Here is a 16,057-nt window from a genome sequence, read left to right as displayed (position 1 = left end):
GCTCAACCCAACATCCCCTGATTCGATCTCAACGTGCTTTGCACCGACATCACGTCGCGCAGCACGGTCGTGTCCGGACGGTTCTTCAGGAAGTCGTCCGGCCCATAGCCGAGATGCACGACGCCCGCCGCGTTGAGCCGCTTCATCTGCGCGCGCAGCACGGCCGCCTCGACGGGCTGCTGCGTGTCGTGGTTGATGGCGGGCAGCTCGAACACCGTCTTCATGGCGGCGCCCGGCTGCTTCATCACCGTTTGCCGCAGGCTGTCGAGCCACGCATCGGACAGGCGTTCGTTGCCCACGGCAGGCGCCGCTGTCAGCGCGACAAAGTCGTAGTTCGCAAGCGACGAAGCGAGGCTCAGCGAGAAATTGCGTTCGGCGTTCGCATCGAGCGCGGCCTCCGCGGGCACGGTGCGTGCCGTCAGCACGTTGCCGCCGCCCTGATAGGCGCGCACGCGTTCGGCCAGCTGGTTCGTGAACGCGTTCAGATAAGCCGTCTTGCCTTTCGCCCAGCGGTCCATCAGTTCGTCCGATGCGCGAATCTGGGCGAGTTCGCCGGGCAGTCCCCACGAGCGGTAGACGGACATGGCGGGCGCGCTCACGTCTTCGTATGCGTTCAACGTCGCGTCGGGGCCGAACACGACACCGTTGAAACTCGAATAGCGCGTGAGGTCGTCGTAGAGGTCCTGGATCGTTTGACGCGCGACGGGATCGAACGGACTCAGGCGCGGCGTGCGGCCCTGCCGCGCATCGCGCGGGCTGTTGGCGGCCACTTCGACGACATGGCCCGCGGCGGCATGACCCGTCGGCAGATCGAACGCGAGCAACGGCATGCGTGCGTAGACCTGCACACCGGCGCGCGTGATGAGTTGCCATGCGACGCGGTTGAACAGGTCGGCGCGCATCGGCATGTGGCGGTTCGGGTAGTACATCGCGCGCGCCACGCCCGTGTTGTCGGGGTCCCAGTAAGCCTTCAGGTACACCGACTTCGGCTCGAGATCCTTGATGCGGTCGAGCAGACGGCCGAGCTTCTCCTCGCTCCTGTTCGGATCGATGTCGTACATCTCGTCAAGCGACACGTTGACCACGCGCTCGACGGGATTGTGCTCGCCGCGATACAGACGTGACGAACGCATTTGCGCGATCAGCGTGCCCACATCCCAGTCGTACGAGACGAGCAGACGGCGGATCTGCGTGAGCGGCACATCGGGCGTGTTCGGGCCGTCGTCGAGCGTGAAATGCACCGACATGCCGAGCGCCTGCGACGCCTTGATCAGCGCGGCGTTGTACATCCCGTACGGCCACACGGCCGAACGCACGGCGACGCCCGTGCGATCCTGAATCAGATCGACGCTCTTCTTCAGGTCGTCATGCACGCGCGCCTGATACTCGCCGTCCGTCTCGTAGCGCGCCAGCTGCGGGTAGTACAGATGCGCGCTCGCGGCGGGCAATTCGTTGCCCTGCGGGTTGGCGAGCGCGCCATGATGCATGTCGTGCGTGTGCGACGCGACTTCGACGAGACCCGAGTTCGCCATCTCGCGCAGATCGTCCCAGCTCATGAAGTAGCCCGGCGGCATCACGGACTTGTGACTGATGCGCACGGGGTCGCCCGCGGGCGTATCCGTCCAGCGCGTGACGACGCCGATCAGCGCGGGATAGCCGTACTGCTGCAGCAGCGGGAATGCACGCGTGAACTGGCTCTTGTAGGCGTCGTCGAAAGTCAGCAGCACGGCGCGCGGCGGCAGGCGCGGCCCGCCGTTGCGCGACGCGACGATCTGGTCGACGCTCACGGGCCGGAAGTCCTTCGCCTTCAGCCACGCGAAAATCGTGTTGAGCGTCGTGGTGCTGATCGCGCAGGTATCGGCAACCGTGCCGACATCCGCGTGCAGATCGTCGCGGATATCGTGGATGGCCAGCACGCGGAACGTGAGGCCGTCGTCGGCGTCGGGCTGCGGCAAGCGGTCGAGCGTGATGCGCGCCTGCGCGGCGGGCACGGCGGCAAGGCCAGCGGCGAATGCAAGAAAACGTCTGCGATTGAGCTTGTCCATGATGACCTACAGGGGAATGTTCAGGTTCAGGTAGATGAGCTTGCTGGTCTCGCGCGTATGGTCGAGCCGTTGGCTCGACAGGCCCAGGCCATACGCGAGGGACGCGTGCGCGTTGAACTGCCACTGCTGTTCGAGGCGCACTTCCCACAACATGCTGTTGCCGATATCCGTTTGCCGGTAGCCGCCGACCGTCGCGTAAACGCGGTTCGCAAGCGACTGGTCCGCATTGCGCCACGACGTCCACTGGTACATCGCGGTGAGCTGCGCGGTCATGTCGCGAGACGGCGCGAAGTAGGCCGTGTTCGCGAGCGTGTTGCTGCTCGTGTTCAACTCGACCCACGTCGCGACGAGATGGCTCGGCGTGTTGATCAGGCGCTCGTACCACGTGCCTACCCACGCCTGGTTGAAGTTCGTGTCGCTGTAGCGCGAGGCGCCGTAGCTGAGATCGAAGTAACGATAGTCGTCGATGCTGTAGCGCACGCTGCCCGTCGCCGCGCGGCCCGTCACGCCCACCTGGTAGGCCTTCCACGGCAGCGTGTTGACGTTGCTGTCGACGCCCGCAGAAAAGCGCCAGCGGTCGTCGGGCGCGTAGCTCACGCTGCCTGCGCCGCCCGTCTTCGCCTGCCCTCCCGTCGAGCGGTCGACTTCCGCCGCCGCGTCGATGCCGTGAAAGCGGAAGTCCGCGCCGATGCCGTTGCGAATGCGGCTCACGCTGTTGCCGTCGCCCGTGTTCGCGCGACCGCTGAACTGATGCGCGAACACGCGCCAGTAGTCGGCGAGCGGCATCGAGTAGAGCTGCGTGTCGATGCCCCAGTTTTCGTCGGCGAGAACGGAGTTGCCCTTCTGTCCGTTGCCCGCGACGATCAGCTGCGGGCTCTTGTATGCCTCGTAATCGCGCTGGAACGTCTTCACTGTGTTGTTGTCGGGGAAGCGGTCGCTAAAGGTCGCGTTGACGTCGGCTGCGCGATCGTACTGACCCAGTTCGAGCGACGTACGCCCGAGTCCCGCGAGCGTTTCGATGTCGCCGGGGTGATCGACCAGCGTGCCTTCGTAGACCTTCTGCGCTTCGTGCGGCCGCTGCTGCACGAGCGATGCGTCGGAGCGCGCGCTGATCAGCGCCGGGTCGAACGGCGCCTCGTGACGCAATTCGTCGAGCGCGGCGACGCCCTCGCGCGTGCGGTCCGTGTACAGCAGGTACTGCGCCTGCAGTTTCTTCACGCGGCCGTAGTCTTCGTTGATGTCTTCGGGATGCTCGGACAGATCCGCGCGAACCGGCGTGCTGGCCGTAATCTGCTTGAGCAATTGCTGCGCGTTGTCGTAGCGGCCGGCATCGAGGTAGGCGAAGAAAAGTCCTTCCTGCACGTCGATGCGCTTGAGCGCGTGCGGCTCGAGAGAAGGCGTGAGCGGCTCGATGGGCGTCTGCAACGCATGTTCGTAGGCAGGTGCGGCTTTGCGCGGCTGGTCCAGATACGTGTACGCATCGCCTGCCGCCGCATAGGTGCGTGCGGGCATCGGCTGGCTCGAACGCGACAGGTCCTCGTAAAGCGCCGTTGCTTCCTGCATGCGGCCGACGCCCTGCAACGCAGCCACTTTCTCGACAAGAATGGAACGGCGCACGTCGGCATAGTCGTCCGATGCGGGCATGCGCGCGAGCATGTCGTCGATATGTGCGAGCGCCGTCTTCGTCTGCCCGAGACGGTCGGGCTCGTCCGAAGCGAGCGATTGCTGCCGGCCCCAGTGAACTTCCGTTTCGACGACGAGCGCTTCGAGCTGGAAGAGGTCGTGATCGGAGAACACATCGCGGCTCGCACGCGCCTCCTGCAACGCAAGCTGCGCCGCGCCCGCGCCGGCTTCCGCGAAAATGCGCTTGCGGAGCTGATCGCGCTCCGTGTCTACCTTGCCTTGTGCGACTTGTCCTTCTGCGACATTCCCCGTGGATTCGGACGCAGTGGTCGGCTGCGCGGCGCAGTAGTCGCGCGCAAGCAGCATCAGCAGCAAGGCGGTCGCCTTGACTGCGGCGTGCTTGTGTCGGCTAGAGCGTTTGGTTTTCATGGTTCCTCGCTTGTCGATGCCAACTCCAGACAAAGCGAGTCCCTGCACCATGCGAATGGCGCATGGAGAGCAACAACGTCGCGTGGCCCGGTGAAAGGCGGAGTTCAGCGTCTTGTTTCGATGTTTCGATGGCCGGTTGTTGCATCGCGCACCGGCCCCCGTCCATTTGCGCGGCGACGTCTATAGCGAAGTCCGTACCAGCACCCCGCTCCACCTTCTGGCTCATGGGTTTGACAGACAAATCACGCTGCAAGCAAACCGTAATTCGTCAAATACGTTTCATCGCTGAACCCATCAAGCCGTGCCAGGCAACTCCATAGCGAGGTCCGATGAATCGAAATGGCGCGTGACATCTCGCGGAAAGCCACGCGCTGCAACAAGCATGCTTGTGCATCGCAACAGCTTTGACGCTTTGATTCAAACGTGAAACAGCGTGCACTGCGCGCCTCATTGGTCTGAAGCAAGCAGCAGTGCAAAGGTTGCACAAGGTGGTTGAACGGACGTCGACGATCAGGCGTGAAATCGTTTGAGACGCGCAGGGAGATTCGACGCATCGGGCGATGCGCGCACGAAAACACCTGCAAAATAAGGATGAAAACGCACATCGCATGTTCAGATGCAATGCGGGAAGTGTGCGCTGGCCCACTAGAGCACTGTCTTCATTTCATGTGCGCCAGCGTACAGAGCGGGCTTTGCAGCCTCGGGTATCGTCTCGCTGCACAATGACGACGAACATCAGCGTGGGCCTACGAAGGCACCGCGAGCAACGCATCGCCATCTGCCAGGCAATGCGAAATAACAGATGATGACGGGGTTATCGATGAACTTTTGAGACCGCCTGGGAAGCGGACGCCGCACGTTTGCGCGAACGACCGCTCCCGTCACGCATCCGCGCGCAAGCTCGAATCGCGAGTCATAACGTCAGATCAAACGACCGCACGAGCACGCCAGGGAGCTTCATCCCGCCCGTCGCACGTTCGCCCCATGTCCAGTCGTTCAACTGCAGTTCGGGCTGCGCATCGATCTGTTCCAGTTCGCTGCCGAGCATACGATACAGACTGTCGTCGAAACGCATTGCCGCGACGGGCGCGACGATGCGACCGCGTTCGACCCAAAAGGTCGCGAAGCGCGTCATACCCGTCATGCGGCAATTCATCCGGTCCGAGAAGTTCACGTACCAGAGGTTGCCGACGTAAAGGCCCGTGTCGAGCGCGCCGAGTACATCGCCGGACGCAAGATCGCCGCCTTGCATCGACAGCGCCGCGGGAGACTCAGCCGACGTTGCGCCGTTTGGCACAAGGCCATATTCGCGAGCGGTGCGCGCGCTCGTCAGTTGATGAACAGCGCGCCCCGCTTCGATCAGCGGGACGCTTTCGCGGCGATAGCCGTCGCCGTTGAAACGCGGCGTGATGTCGAGCGAGAGATCTTCCGTCAGCGCGACGCGCGGATCGAGCGATACTTCGCCGATGTTCAGGCGATAGAACTCGCTGCGCGCCGTCGCTTGCGAGCGCGCGGAGAATGCACCGGGCGACACCGCCTCCATCAACTCCTGCATGGCGGCGGGCGCGAGGTAGGTTCGATAGCGGCCCGGTGTGAGTACGCGCGGCTCGCCGGCGAGAAAAGGCAGACGTGCAGCCGCTTGTTTGACTTTGCCGGCGAACACAGCATCGCTCCATGTGTCGCCTGCGTAATGGCTTCGGATTGCGCGGCCGCTCGCGTCGTACAACGACCAGCTGAAATTGAAGTTGTCGACTTCGTACCAGCCCCTGCTGCCAAGCGACGATGCGAAGCCACGTGAGATGGCGCCGCCCGCGTAGAAGCCGACGAAGTCGAGTCCGCGTGCGTAGTGCGCGACGAGAAGCGGCAGTGCGTCCGGTGACGGCAGCGTACCCGCGCGTTGCGTCGATTCGGACCAGACGGCCGTATCGAAGAGAAGGTGCGGGTCGTCGGACGCGTCGCGCAAGCCATCGCGCAACGCCGCGATGGCTCGTGCCACGGCATGCGTGTCGGCTCGCATGTCGCCGCATGGCGTGAGCGTCGCGTACGCTTGCCGTTGTCCGTCGATCAGCCTCAACGTCAGGCTGGCTTGCGAAACGTGGCCTGTCTGCCGAACCTTGCCTTCGTTAAAGCGGATGAAGTCGGACTGCTCGGAAGAGAATGATGTCAGCGCGATTTCATGCCCGTTTAGCCGATGCTCGATTTCATTGGCGAGCGACATGAAATACGCGTGCATAGCAGAAGAGGAAGAAGAGGAAGAATGTGGGCTGTCTCGCATCATGCCCCTCCGAATACGTCGACCTGGCTGAACACACAGGCAGGCGACGCGTGACCGACGCGGATGATCTGCATCGGCTCGCCCTTTCCGCACATCGACGTGCCGTAGACGCCGCGTGTCGCTTCGTTACCGACGGCGACGAGACTGCGCCAGAAGCTCGCTGAAATGCCGCGATAGTTCGGCTGACGCACGATCTGCGTGAGCTTGCCCTTCTCGATCAACTGACCGTACTCGCAACCGAACTGGAATTTGTTGCGATGGTCGTCGATCGACCATGACGTGTTCGTGCGCATCAGGATGCCGTTCTCGATGTTCCCGATCATCTCTTCCAGCGAACTGTCGCCGGGCTCGATGTTGAGATTCGCCATCCGGTCGATGGGCGGCCTGTTCCAACTCGACGCGCGCGAGTTCGCGACGCCCGCCAACCGCGCGCGCTGCTGCGACAGCGAACCGCCGAGCGGGCGCATCAGCACGCCATCGCGTATCAGATACTCGCGCGCTGCACGGGTGCCGTCGTCGTCGAACGCATAGCTTGCGGCCTCTTCGCGCTGCGCCGGATCGAACGTCACGTTCAGCAACTCGGACCCGTAGCGGTACGTGCCGAAGTGCTCGCGCTTCACGAAGCTCCAGCCCGCGAAGTTGCGTTCGTCGCCGAGAATGCGGTCGAGTTCGAGCGGATGACCGATCGATTCGTGTATCTGCAGCATCATCTGATCGGGCATCAGCAAAAGATCGCGCGGACCGGATGGACAGTTCGGTGCGGCAACCAGCTGCAACGCCTCTTCGGCCACGCGCGCGCCCGCGCCGTCGAAGCCGAAATGCGCGAGCACGTCCAGGCCGCCCTGCGCGAGCGTGCCGTAATCGCCGCCAAGCGTGCGCACCTGCGTCACGCCCTGCGCGTGCGCCGTCACCGACATCTGCGGCAACAGAAATCGAAAGCGTTGATCGATGCGAATGCCGTCGCTCGTCAGATAGAGCTGTTCGCTGTGCGTGATCTGCACGGCGGCCGTGCGCTCCACGATGCGGGCATCGCCATTCGCTGCGGCGCATTCGTACTGCAAACGCTCGAGCCATTCGCGCCGGGTGGGCAACGTTTGCGCGATGGCGGGCGATTCGTAGACGCCGCTTTCGGCGGGACGGGCAATCTGCGAATGATCGATCAGCGATACGGATGCACTTGCCTTCGCGCGCTGTGTCGCGATCTCTAGCGCCGCCTGCAGGCCGCGCTCCGACATGTCCGCTGTCGCGGCATAACCTGCGCCTGCGCCGCTCCACGCCACCAGCATCGCGCCGCGATCGCTCGCGAGGCGCATCGGCTGTGCGACGTCGTTACGGACGGCGTGATCCTCCGTACGTTCGTCGACGATGCGCAGCGACCAGAAGTCCGCTTCGCTGCGCAATACATGCGTCAAGCGGTCCAGCAATGAATCGACCATATAGCTGCCTCGTGGGTGTCATATGCGAGTGCGAAGATTGCCGCGCCCAGCGGGCGCGACGACACGCGGCCATGCTGTATGGTACGCGACATGCGCGATGTGTTCAGATACACACTCAGTGCGTCGAAACGTCTGCCACTGCACATAAATCCGCGCGGCGGCATGCAAGCAGAAACGCGCTTTTTACGTTTTGCGCCTGTTTTTCAGGGGTTCTTTATGTTGGTGGGCGTGCGCAAATTGATGCATTTTTGAACCATCACCTCGCAGCTGATGCGCGCCGATGCGTGGTTCGACAGAGTCGATGCGCGTTCGCTCACACTTCGTGCGAGTGCTCAAAGCGTGTCGATCGGCTATATGTGAATGAATGGCGACGGGATCATCGGGGAGAAAACGCTTCAATGCGGTAGCGGCAGCCGGCGAACGACGACCGCCAACTCGCGCAGCGGCCTGCGCGGCGGCTTTCGCTACTCAAGCGACGCGTGGTTCGTGGCCTGGCACCTGCGCGTAATCGAAGGTCGGGCGCGCGTAGAAAAAGCCCTGTGCCAGCACCTTTGGCCATTGCACGAGCCATTGCGCGAGCGCCTTCGTTTCGACGCCCTCCACCACCACGGCGACGTCCAGGCGCTGGAGCATCGACAGCACGCCCGACACCACCGTCGAAGCGCGCGGACATTCGGGCACACGGTCGAGCATCTGGCGCGCGACCTTGACCGTGTCGACATCGATCGTGCTGAGCAGCGCAAGCGACGAATAGCCCGTGCCGAAGTCGTCAATGGCGAGGCGCATGCCTGCTTCGCGCAGCGCACGCGTCAACGGCGGCGCAGCCAGCAGACGCGTTGCGTCCTCCGTCTCGACGAGTTCAAGCTCGAGCAGATCGGGTTCGACGCCGTGAAGCCGCGCTATCTGCATCACAGTGGCAGCGAAGTGCTCGTAGCCAACGACCCCCGGCGGCACGTTGACGGCGATCGGGCACACGGACTGCCCTTCGCGCTGCGCGTGCGCAATCGCGCGGCACGCACCGTCGATCACGTGATAGGTCAGTTGCAGTGCGACGAGGGGATGGTCGAGCGCAACAAGAAACGCATCGGGAAGCAGCAAGCCGTAGTCGGGATGCATCCAGCGGATCAGCGCCTCAACGCGCGCGAGGCTTCCCGTTTTGACGTCGTAGATGCCCTGAAAGGCGAGTGGAAATTCACCGGCGAGCAAACCTTCGCTCACGCGTTGTTCAAGTGTGGTCATCGGGCGCGGCAAGTGCGGCGCCGTGTCCGTTGCATCCGTGGCAGCGTGGTGGTTGTTCCCGGCAGCGTTGGCGTGGCGAGCGTCCATCGTTGGATTGAGCGTGCGATTGGATGTGGATGGGATCGGCTTTCCACACCCGTCGCACGTTTCATACCACGTGAACGGCCGTGCTCGTTCAGCGCGGCGAAAGCCGCGCCGCGCCTTGCTCCGCGGCCTGCCGGGCATAGGGTACTCAAGGCACTGTCCGGCAACAAACGTTTCGTGCGCGAAACACGGGCGCGACACGCGAAGCGAGCCACCGCGCGCGTTCTTTTGCCGTTCTCCTCGCTTGCCCGCACTGCGTTTGGACTGTCAAAAGTGCTTCAGGTGGGAATCGATTGGCGTATTCACATTACCTCCGAGGTAATCGATTCGCGTGGCGCCCCGGCGATAAGCTCATCTCATTCGTCAACGACCGGGAGAACAGCATGTCGACATTCGCCGTTGCGCACCTGCATGAAGTGAAGATGGGTTCGCAGATCGTCGAGTACCTGCAGCGCATCGATGCGACGCTTGCGCCGTTTGGCGGCCATTTCGTGCTTCACGGTGGCCGTTATGAAAGGCTCGAAGGCGATTGGCGCGGCGATCTGATCGCCATCGAATTTCCGAATCGCGATCTGGCGCGTGCGTGGTACAGGTCGGATGCGTATCAGGCGATCCTGCCGTTGCGCATGGATAATTCGATCGGCGATGTGATCCTGATCGATGCGGTCCCCGCATCGCACGTCGCAACGGATGTGCTGTGCGAATGAACATCCACACGCAGGGAGCGGGAAGCGTGCCGTGCGCATGCGCGCGGCACCGCATCCGCTGAATCCATCATCGCGCTCAGCTGCCGAAATACACGGTGCAATAGCTAACCGGGCCGACACACGACGACATGCCCGCAGGCGCGCCCGTAGCAGGTATCCGGGAACCCGCCGCGTGCGTGCCCGACATGCCCGCGCCCACGCTCTCCCGGGCCGACTTTTGTTGCGCGACCTGTTGCTGATAGATGGGCGCGACATCGGGATAGGACGCATCCGTCACGAACTGCGATCCGTTCTGCTCCGCCTGAATCAATTCCTGCCGCACTTCAGCGCGCGTCTTTTCCTGTGCGAATGCGTTCGTTGCGAAACCCGTCGAAACGACTGCGGCGATCGTGGCGGTCAACAGTGCAAGCTTCTTCATTTCCAGCTCCTTCAGATTTGAGGTGACAGATGCGTCGCACGATGTGTGGCGCTTCACGGTGATGAACAAAGCGACCTCGAAATCTATTCCCGCTTTTTTTCATGCTCGGTCCGCCTCGCTGCAACCCGAAAGCACAACGTGCAGATGGAATAAACCGCGCGGCACCGTGTTGGCAGGCGAAGAACGTCACCGACAGAATCGAAAGGAGCATTCGCGATGAACTCAAAGACCCGAGCGTCGGCGCCACGCTGCATGGCCTGCAGATACGCCGCGATCGGTGCGGCCGTATGCGCGCTAGCCGGCACGTTCGCATACGCGGGCGGCTGGCTCACGCCGTCGCGCCTCACGACGTACCGCATCATCAATCAGTTCCAGTACGACAACGGGACGCACCTGGGTTATCGCCGCAACCACGCCAAAGGGCTGTGCGTCGAAGGCTATTTCGACAGCAACGGCAATGCGTCGTCGATTTCGCGTGCACAGGTATTCCAGCCGGGACGCACGCCGGTCATTGGACGGTTTGCGATTCCGGGGGGCAATCCATCCGCGCCCGATGCCAGCGTGCCGGTCCGCAGCATGGCGCTGCTCTTCACGCAACGCGACGGCCAGCAGTGGCGCACTGCTATGAACTCCACACCTGTATTCGCCGTGCGCACGCCCGGGCAGTTCTATCAACAACTTGTCGCCGCGCAGCCTGATCCGAAAACGGGCAAACCCGATCCGGCGAAGTTGAGGGCCTTTTATGCAGCCAATCCAGAAACACGGCCGTTTCAGGAATGGGTCAAAACGCATCCCGCGTCGTCGGGTCTCGCTAACGCCGCTTACTACAGCATCAACGCATTTCGCTTCGTCGACGCAGGCGGCCACGAGCATGCCGTGCGTTGGGCCGTCGAGCCTGAAACGCCGTATGCACCCGTCGATCCGCAAGAAAAGAGCGACCCCAACTTTCTGTCGAAGCAGCTGGAAGCGCAGCTCGCACACGGTAGCGTGCGTTGGCACCTGTTGGTGACGGTTGCAAATGCGGGTGATCCGACCAACGATGCGACCCAGCAATGGCCATCCGACCGGCAGCGTATCGATGCCGGCGAAGTCGTGCTCGAACGCAGTTCGCCGCAATCCGATGGCGTATGTCGCGACGTCAATTTCGATCCGACAGTGTTGCCCGACGGCATCACGACATCGGATGATCCGCTGCTTGCGGCGCGCTCGGCAGCCTATGCCGTGTCGTATCAGCGGCGCACACGAGAAGAAGCGCTGCGCGCCGTGCCCGCCACACCGAACACTGAACGGAACGCATCATGACGCAAACGCCTCGCCACTTCTCCGCACTCGCGCGCCTGTTGCACTGGACGATGGCCGTGCTGATTCTCGCGATGCTGTTTATCGGTGTCGCGATGGTCGCGACTGTTTCGCACGCGCACTCGACGCTCATCGCGCTGCATCGTCCACTCGGCGTTGCGCTGCTCGCACTTGCAGTGATTCGAGTCGGCGTGCGCCTGAAAAACGGCAGCCCTGCTTTACCGGAAGACATACCTGCGTTGCAGCGTTTTGCGGCCATGGCATCGCACTGGATGCTTTACGGACTGTTCATCGCCATGCCGTTGATCGGCTGGGCGATGGTCTCCGCGGGAGGCTATCCTGTGACGCTGTTCGGCGCATGGCATCTGCCCGCGATCGTGCCGCAGAACGTGGATCTGTTCGCGTTGTTGCGCGCATTGCACACGTGGCTCGCATTCGCACTGTTCGCGACCATCCTGGCGCATATCGCCGCGGCCCTCTTTCATGGACTCATTCGCCGCGACGGCGTATTCTCCAGCATGGCTCGCGGCGAACGCTAAAGCCTGCGCAACACCAGGTGCAATGTAACGGCGGCAGCGCCAGGCCGACATCGAGGAGATACAGCGTGTTCCAACAATGCGAATGGTTCAATGAACCGTCGACGTGGTCGCTCGATGGCGACACGCTGCATGTGACGACCGATCCCAACACCGACTTCTGGCGAAAAACGCATTACGGGTTCACACGCGATTCGGGTCATTGCTTCGGTGTTCTAATGAAAAATGACTTCACAGCGCAAGTGCACGTGCGCGGGCAGTTTCATGCCCTTTACGATCAGGCGGGTTTGCCAGTCGGACTGGGCGATCGGTTCGGCAATCGCACCAACAGATGGCTTCTGGATGCGCGCGACCGTGACACAAGGCGTGTTGCGCATACAGCATTCCGTCGATGGAAAAACGTGGCCACTCTTGAGGCTTGCGCCCTTTCCCTCTGCGCCGCGCTACTTCGTCGGCCCCATGTGCTGCACGCCCGAGCGTGGCGGCCTGAACATCGCGTGTTCTCGCTTCACGGCAGGCGTGCCGCTGCAAACGGATTTGCACGACCTGAGCTGAACGTCTCGACGCGCAGCACGCCTCACCGTTGCATCAATCAGGCCGAGGCAGCGAAGCTCGCCTTGAGTGCCTGGTAAATGCTGCGGTAACGCGCAAGCCTTTGCGCGAGCAGCGGCGCGAGTGCGCGATCGGGCTCGCACGACTCGAGCGTCGGCGCAGCGAGGCACACTTTGTCGATAGCTTCATTCGTTACCGCGAGTCGCGCGAGACGCGCCGCGCCTAGCGCCGCGCCCACATCGCTGCCTTCGTGGCGATGCATCGTGATACCCGTTGCCGTCGCGCACAAGTTGGCCCAGAACGGGCTGCGCGAACCGCCGCCGATAAACGATGCATGCTTCAAGGTCGTGCCCGCGCTTTGCAACGCTGCATACCCGTCCGCCATTGCAAACGCCACGCCCTCCATCACGCTGTATGCGAGGTCGCCCGTCGTGTGCGCGCCTGTCAAACCCCAGAACACGCCGCGTGCATTTGCATCATTGTGCGGCGTGCGCTCGCCGCTCAGATACGGCAGAAAGATGGGCGCGGTAGCGGGAGCGGCCGTGCCCGCGAGATCGGGCAAGCTCGCGACTTCGCGTCCCACGACCTTCGATAGCCATCCGAGGCTCGATGCCGCAGACAAAATCACGCTCATCTGATGCCAACGTTCCGGCAGGCAATGACAGAACGCGTGCACGCCTTGTGCGGGATTGGGCGCGAAGCGATCGGTGCCGGCGAACAATACGCCCGATGTACCGAGCGACAGAAACGCACTGCCCGCTTCCGCGACGCCCATCCCGATCGCGCTGGCTGCGTTGTCGCCAGCACCGCCGCACACGACCACGGGGCCCGTGATGCCCCATTCGCGCCGCAGCGTGTCGTCCAGTTGCGCAGCTGGCGCGCTACCCTCGACGAGGCGCGGCATATGTGCGCGCGTCAAGCCTGTCGCCGCGAGCATCCGATCGGACCAGTCCCGCTTCGCGACGTCGAGCCACAATGTGCCCGACGCGTCCGACATGTCCGATACGAAATCGCCCGTCAGCCGCCACGCGAGATAGTCTTTCGGCAACAACACCTTGGACGTCGCACGAAAAACATCAGGCTCGTGCTTCGCGAGCCACAGGAGCTTGGGCGCGGTGAAGCCCGGCATCGCGAGATTGCCCGTGATGTCGCGCGACTCGGGCACCAATGCTTCGAGTTCCGCACATTCGGCGAATGCGCGCGTGTCGTTCCAGAGGATAGCCGGCCTGAGCACGGCGCCATTCGCGTCGAGCAGCGTCGCACCGTGCATCTGTCCCGACAGACCGATGCCGCGTAGCGCGGCAAACGCGCCGGGATTGGCGCCGCGCACAGCAGCGACGGCGTCGAGCGTAGCCTGCCACCAGGCTTGCGGATTCTGTTCCGACCAGTGCGGGTGCGGCTGCGAAACGTCGAGACGGACGCCGCTCGTTGCGAGCGTGGCGGAGGCGTCGTCGGTCAGAATTACTTTTACCTCGGATGTGCCAAGGTCGATTCCCAGAAAAGTCACAGCACGCCCCTCTCTGTCTGCAATGAAATGGACGCCGCACGCCGACCCTCGACGACTCGTCAGCACACGGCCACGCGTTCACCGAAAAGCGTTTTGATCAGCATGCCCGTTGAACGCAAAAGCGGATCTGCGCGGGCATGCCAGTCTTCCTCCACAGCCGCCCGGCCAACGCTGGCGGGCGCATGCACGACTTCTTCAAGCGAAACGTTACCACGTCGTCCGCTTTGCGCACGATCGCGCGCGCCTCGTCCCACATTTGCGGGACTAATGGCGTTGCCCATTTTCGATGAATTTGACCGGTTGAAATACGCGGCCGACACTCGATAGCAATGCCTCACTCATATCAGACGAACACCACATGGCATCCTGCCCGCCACGTCCAGGCGGCACGGCCTCTCGAAGACACGACGTTGCGCAAGATCGTGATCGCGTCCGTCGCGTGCAACGCGATGGAATGGTACGACTTCTTTGTTTATGGCACGGCGGCCGCGCTCGTGTTCGGGCAACTGTTTTTCCCTGTGGGTGCCGATCCTCTGATCGACACCCTTGACGCATTCGCCGCGTTTGCGATGGGGTTTGTCGCGAGGCCCTAGGCGGAGTCGTGTTCGGTCACATCGGCGATCGCTATGGACGCAAGGCTTCGCTCGTCTGGACGCTGCTCATCATGGGCATCGCGACGTTTGCGACCGGTCTGCTGCCGACATATGCACGGGTGGGTGTCTGGTCCCCGCTCGCTCTCGTCGTCTTGCGGCTGTTGCAAGGCGTTGCATCGGGCGGCGAGTGGGGCGGCGGCGTATTGATGATCAGCGAAAACGCACCGCCGGAAAAACGCGGCTACTATGCAGCGTGGAGCCGTTAGGTGTCGGCGGAGGATTCGTGCTGACATCGGGTGCTTTTCTCGCGGCATAGGCGCTGACGCATGACGCTTTTATCAGTTGAGGATGGAGGCTGCCGTTTCTGGCGAGCATCGCGATCTTTGCAATCGGCGTCTATATCCGCATAGCTTGCGGGAGAGCCGCGATTTCGCGCAGACCGAAAAGCGAGGAGAGATAACGCATATGCCCATCGTACAAGTCATCAAGCGGCACCCGAAAGAGATCCTGATCGCAATGGAATTGCCCGTGGCCGAAAACGGCGGTGCTTATATTTTTCTCGCGTTTTCGCTGGTGTGAGGAAAGTTCACAGGTGTTGCGAACTCCGTGATGTTGACGGGCGTCATGCTCGCGATGATCGTCGAGATGGGCGCCATGCTCGCATGGGGACGTCTGTCCGACCGCATCGGCAGAAAACCTGTGTACACGATAGGCGCGGCTGGACTTATCGTGATGGCATTCCCGTTCTTCCGGATGCTCGGCTCGATACGCATCGGGCACCCTGGATCTATCTTGCGCTCGTATCAGGAACGGCACTCTGTCATGGCGCGATGATCGGTAGGCTGCCCGCACTCGTCGGAAAGTTGTTCAGTACACAATTGCGCTATTCGGGCGTCGCACTCGGACATGAAGTCGCACCGATTTTCGCAGGCGGCCTGTCGCCGCTCATTGCGACGGCTTTGCTTGCGGAGTACCACGCGTATTGCCCAGTTTCGATCTTCTTTCTGATGATGCTCGGGGCGATTACGGTGGTAACGCTAAGTTTCACGCACGAGACGCGTGGAACACGGTAAAAGCACATCCGACCTTGAAGACGCTAAATGACAAAGACCCCGCCGCGATGGCGCGATGGCGGTCATCCTTGCACAGCGGCAAAGTCGGCACGCCGTAAACGCCACGACCCCGCCTTTTGAGGGGCGGGGTCGGGGTTGTTACGTAAGGAGCCTGACGATTACCTACTTTCACACGGGCAATCCGCACTATCATCGGCGTGGAGTCGTTTCACGGTCCTGTTCGGGATGGGAAGGGGTGGGA

General features: G+C 62.6%; 12 protein-coding genes, 1 rRNA gene and 1 pseudogene. 6 read left to right on the top strand and 8 right to left on the bottom strand.

Features of this window, described 5'->3' with window-relative positions:
• Positions 1-2: 2 nt before the first annotated feature.
• The 4 genes from pgaB to H3V53_RS24480 all read right to left on the bottom strand — a co-directional run bounded on the left by pgaB (position 3) and on the right by H3V53_RS24480 (position 7,808).
• Positions 3-2,045 carry a poly-beta-1,6-N-acetyl-D-glucosamine N-deacetylase PgaB gene (gene pgaB, locus H3V53_RS24495; RefSeq protein WP_336600168.1) on the bottom strand — a complete coding sequence of 681 codons (2,043 nt, stop codon included), beginning with the start codon at positions 2,043-2,045 and terminating at the stop codon, positions 3-5.
• A 6-nt stretch (positions 2,046-2,051) separates the two neighbouring features.
• The gene (gene pgaA, locus H3V53_RS24490; RefSeq protein ID WP_336600167.1) at positions 2,052-4,097 is read right to left on the bottom strand and encodes a poly-beta-1,6 N-acetyl-D-glucosamine export porin PgaA; all 2,046 of its coding nucleotides are present in this window, start codon (positions 4,095-4,097) and stop codon (positions 2,052-2,054) included.
• A gap of 913 nt (positions 4,098-5,010) precedes the next feature.
• Entirely contained in the window at positions 5,011-6,375 is a 1,365-nt protein-coding gene (locus H3V53_RS24485; protein ID WP_419539566.1) for a TldD/PmbA family protein, read from the bottom strand.
• The gene (locus tag H3V53_RS24480; RefSeq protein WP_336600165.1) at positions 6,372-7,808 is read right to left on the bottom strand and encodes a TldD/PmbA family protein; all 1,437 of its coding nucleotides are present in this window, start codon (positions 7,806-7,808) and stop codon (positions 6,372-6,374) included. Before H3V53_RS24480 ends, H3V53_RS24485 begins: the two co-directional genes overlap by 4 nt.
• A 90-nt stretch (positions 7,809-7,898) precedes the next feature.
• Between H3V53_RS24480 and H3V53_RS24475 the strand changes: the two genes are divergently transcribed.
• On the top strand, positions 7,899-8,060 hold the full coding sequence (locus tag H3V53_RS24475; RefSeq protein ID WP_336600164.1) for a hypothetical protein: 162 nt from the start codon (positions 7,899-7,901) through the stop codon (positions 8,058-8,060).
• Positions 8,061-8,276: 216 nt separating this feature from the next.
• On the opposite strand, the gene H3V53_RS24470 is transcribed toward H3V53_RS24475, so the two are convergent.
• Positions 8,277-9,047 (bottom strand): EAL domain-containing protein, encoded by a 771-nt coding sequence (locus H3V53_RS24470; RefSeq protein ID WP_336600163.1) that lies wholly within the window; start codon positions 9,045-9,047, stop codon positions 8,277-8,279.
• A 467-nt stretch (positions 9,048-9,514) separates the two neighbouring features.
• Between H3V53_RS24470 and H3V53_RS24465 the strand changes: the two genes are divergently transcribed.
• The gene (locus H3V53_RS24465; protein ID WP_336600162.1) at positions 9,515-9,838 is read left to right on the top strand and encodes a DUF1330 domain-containing protein; all 324 of its coding nucleotides are present in this window, start codon (positions 9,515-9,517) and stop codon (positions 9,836-9,838) included.
• Between the two features lie 76 nt (positions 9,839-9,914).
• Here H3V53_RS24465 and H3V53_RS24460 read toward each other — a convergent pair whose 3' ends face one another.
• Positions 9,915-10,256, bottom strand: a complete 342-nt coding sequence (locus H3V53_RS24460) for a DUF4148 domain-containing protein (RefSeq protein WP_336600161.1) — start codon at positions 10,254-10,256, stop codon at positions 9,915-9,917.
• A gap of 216 nt (positions 10,257-10,472) precedes the next feature.
• On the opposite strand from H3V53_RS24460, the gene H3V53_RS24455 reads away from it, so the two are divergent.
• The 3 genes from H3V53_RS24455 to H3V53_RS24445 all read left to right on the top strand — a co-directional run bounded on the left by H3V53_RS24455 (position 10,473) and on the right by H3V53_RS24445 (position 12,723).
• A complete protein-coding gene (locus tag H3V53_RS24455) occupies positions 10,473-11,558 on the top strand; it encodes a catalase family peroxidase (RefSeq protein ID WP_336600160.1) in 1,086 nt (361 codons plus the stop codon).
• Positions 11,555-12,094: a cytochrome b gene (locus H3V53_RS24450; protein ID WP_336600159.1), complete on the top strand. Its 540-nt coding sequence runs from the start codon at positions 11,555-11,557 to the stop codon at positions 12,092-12,094. Before H3V53_RS24455 ends, H3V53_RS24450 begins: the two co-directional genes overlap by 4 nt.
• Before the next feature lie 65 nt (positions 12,095-12,159).
• Complete coding sequence (locus H3V53_RS24445; protein ID WP_473766662.1) at positions 12,160-12,723, top strand: DUF1349 domain-containing protein; 564 nt, start codon at positions 12,160-12,162, stop codon at positions 12,721-12,723.
• Here H3V53_RS24445 and xylB read toward each other — a convergent pair.
• The gene (gene xylB, locus H3V53_RS24440; protein ID WP_336600158.1) at positions 12,684-14,150 is read right to left on the bottom strand and encodes a xylulokinase; all 1,467 of its coding nucleotides are present in this window, start codon (positions 14,148-14,150) and stop codon (positions 12,684-12,686) included. The genes H3V53_RS24445 and xylB overlap by 40 nt on opposite strands.
• Positions 14,151-14,479: 329 nt before the next feature.
• Here xylB and H3V53_RS24435 point away from each other — a divergent pair.
• Positions 14,480-15,816 (top strand): annotated as a pseudogene (locus tag H3V53_RS24435) (MFS transporter).
• Positions 15,817-15,965: 149 nt separating this feature from the next.
• Here H3V53_RS24435 and rrf read toward each other — a convergent pair.
• Positions 15,966-16,057, bottom strand: a 5S ribosomal RNA gene (gene rrf, locus H3V53_RS43985); the annotation flags it as partial.

The sequence above is a fragment of the Paraburkholderia bengalensis genome, assembly GCF_037126505.1.
Classification (GTDB): Bacteria; Pseudomonadota; Gammaproteobacteria; order Burkholderiales; family Burkholderiaceae; genus Paraburkholderia; species Paraburkholderia bengalensis.
The sequence above is the reverse complement of the archived record's forward strand: the minus strand, read 5'-3'. Positions and strand labels throughout refer to the sequence as shown.

What these genes read in the sequence shown, in the direction of transcription:
- pgaB (WP_336600168.1), bottom strand. Translation starts at nt 2,045, where the DNA reads ATGGACAAGCTCAATCGCAGACGTTTTCTTGCATTCGCCGCTGGCCTT.
- pgaA (WP_336600167.1), bottom strand. Translation starts at nt 4,097, where the DNA reads ATGAAAACCAAACGCTCTAGCCGACACAAGCACGCCGCAGTCAAGGCG.
- H3V53_RS24485 (WP_419539566.1), bottom strand. Translation starts at nt 6,375, where the DNA reads ATGATGCGAGACAGCCCACATTCTTCCTCTTCTTCCTCTTCTGCTATG.
- H3V53_RS24480 (WP_336600165.1), bottom strand. Translation starts at nt 7,808, where the DNA reads ATGGTCGATTCATTGCTGGACCGCTTGACGCATGTATTGCGCAGCGAA.
- H3V53_RS24475 (WP_336600164.1), top strand. Translation starts at nt 7,899, where the DNA reads ATGCGCGATGTGTTCAGATACACACTCAGTGCGTCGAAACGTCTGCCA.
- H3V53_RS24470 (WP_336600163.1), bottom strand. Translation starts at nt 9,047, where the DNA reads ATGACCACACTTGAACAACGCGTGAGCGAAGGTTTGCTCGCCGGTGAA.
- H3V53_RS24465 (WP_336600162.1), top strand. Translation starts at nt 9,515, where the DNA reads ATGTCGACATTCGCCGTTGCGCACCTGCATGAAGTGAAGATGGGTTCG.
- H3V53_RS24460 (WP_336600161.1), bottom strand. Translation starts at nt 10,256, where the DNA reads ATGAAGAAGCTTGCACTGTTGACCGCCACGATCGCCGCAGTCGTTTCG.
- H3V53_RS24455 (WP_336600160.1), top strand. Translation starts at nt 10,473, where the DNA reads ATGAACTCAAAGACCCGAGCGTCGGCGCCACGCTGCATGGCCTGCAGA.
- H3V53_RS24450 (WP_336600159.1), top strand. Translation starts at nt 11,555, where the DNA reads ATGACGCAAACGCCTCGCCACTTCTCCGCACTCGCGCGCCTGTTGCAC.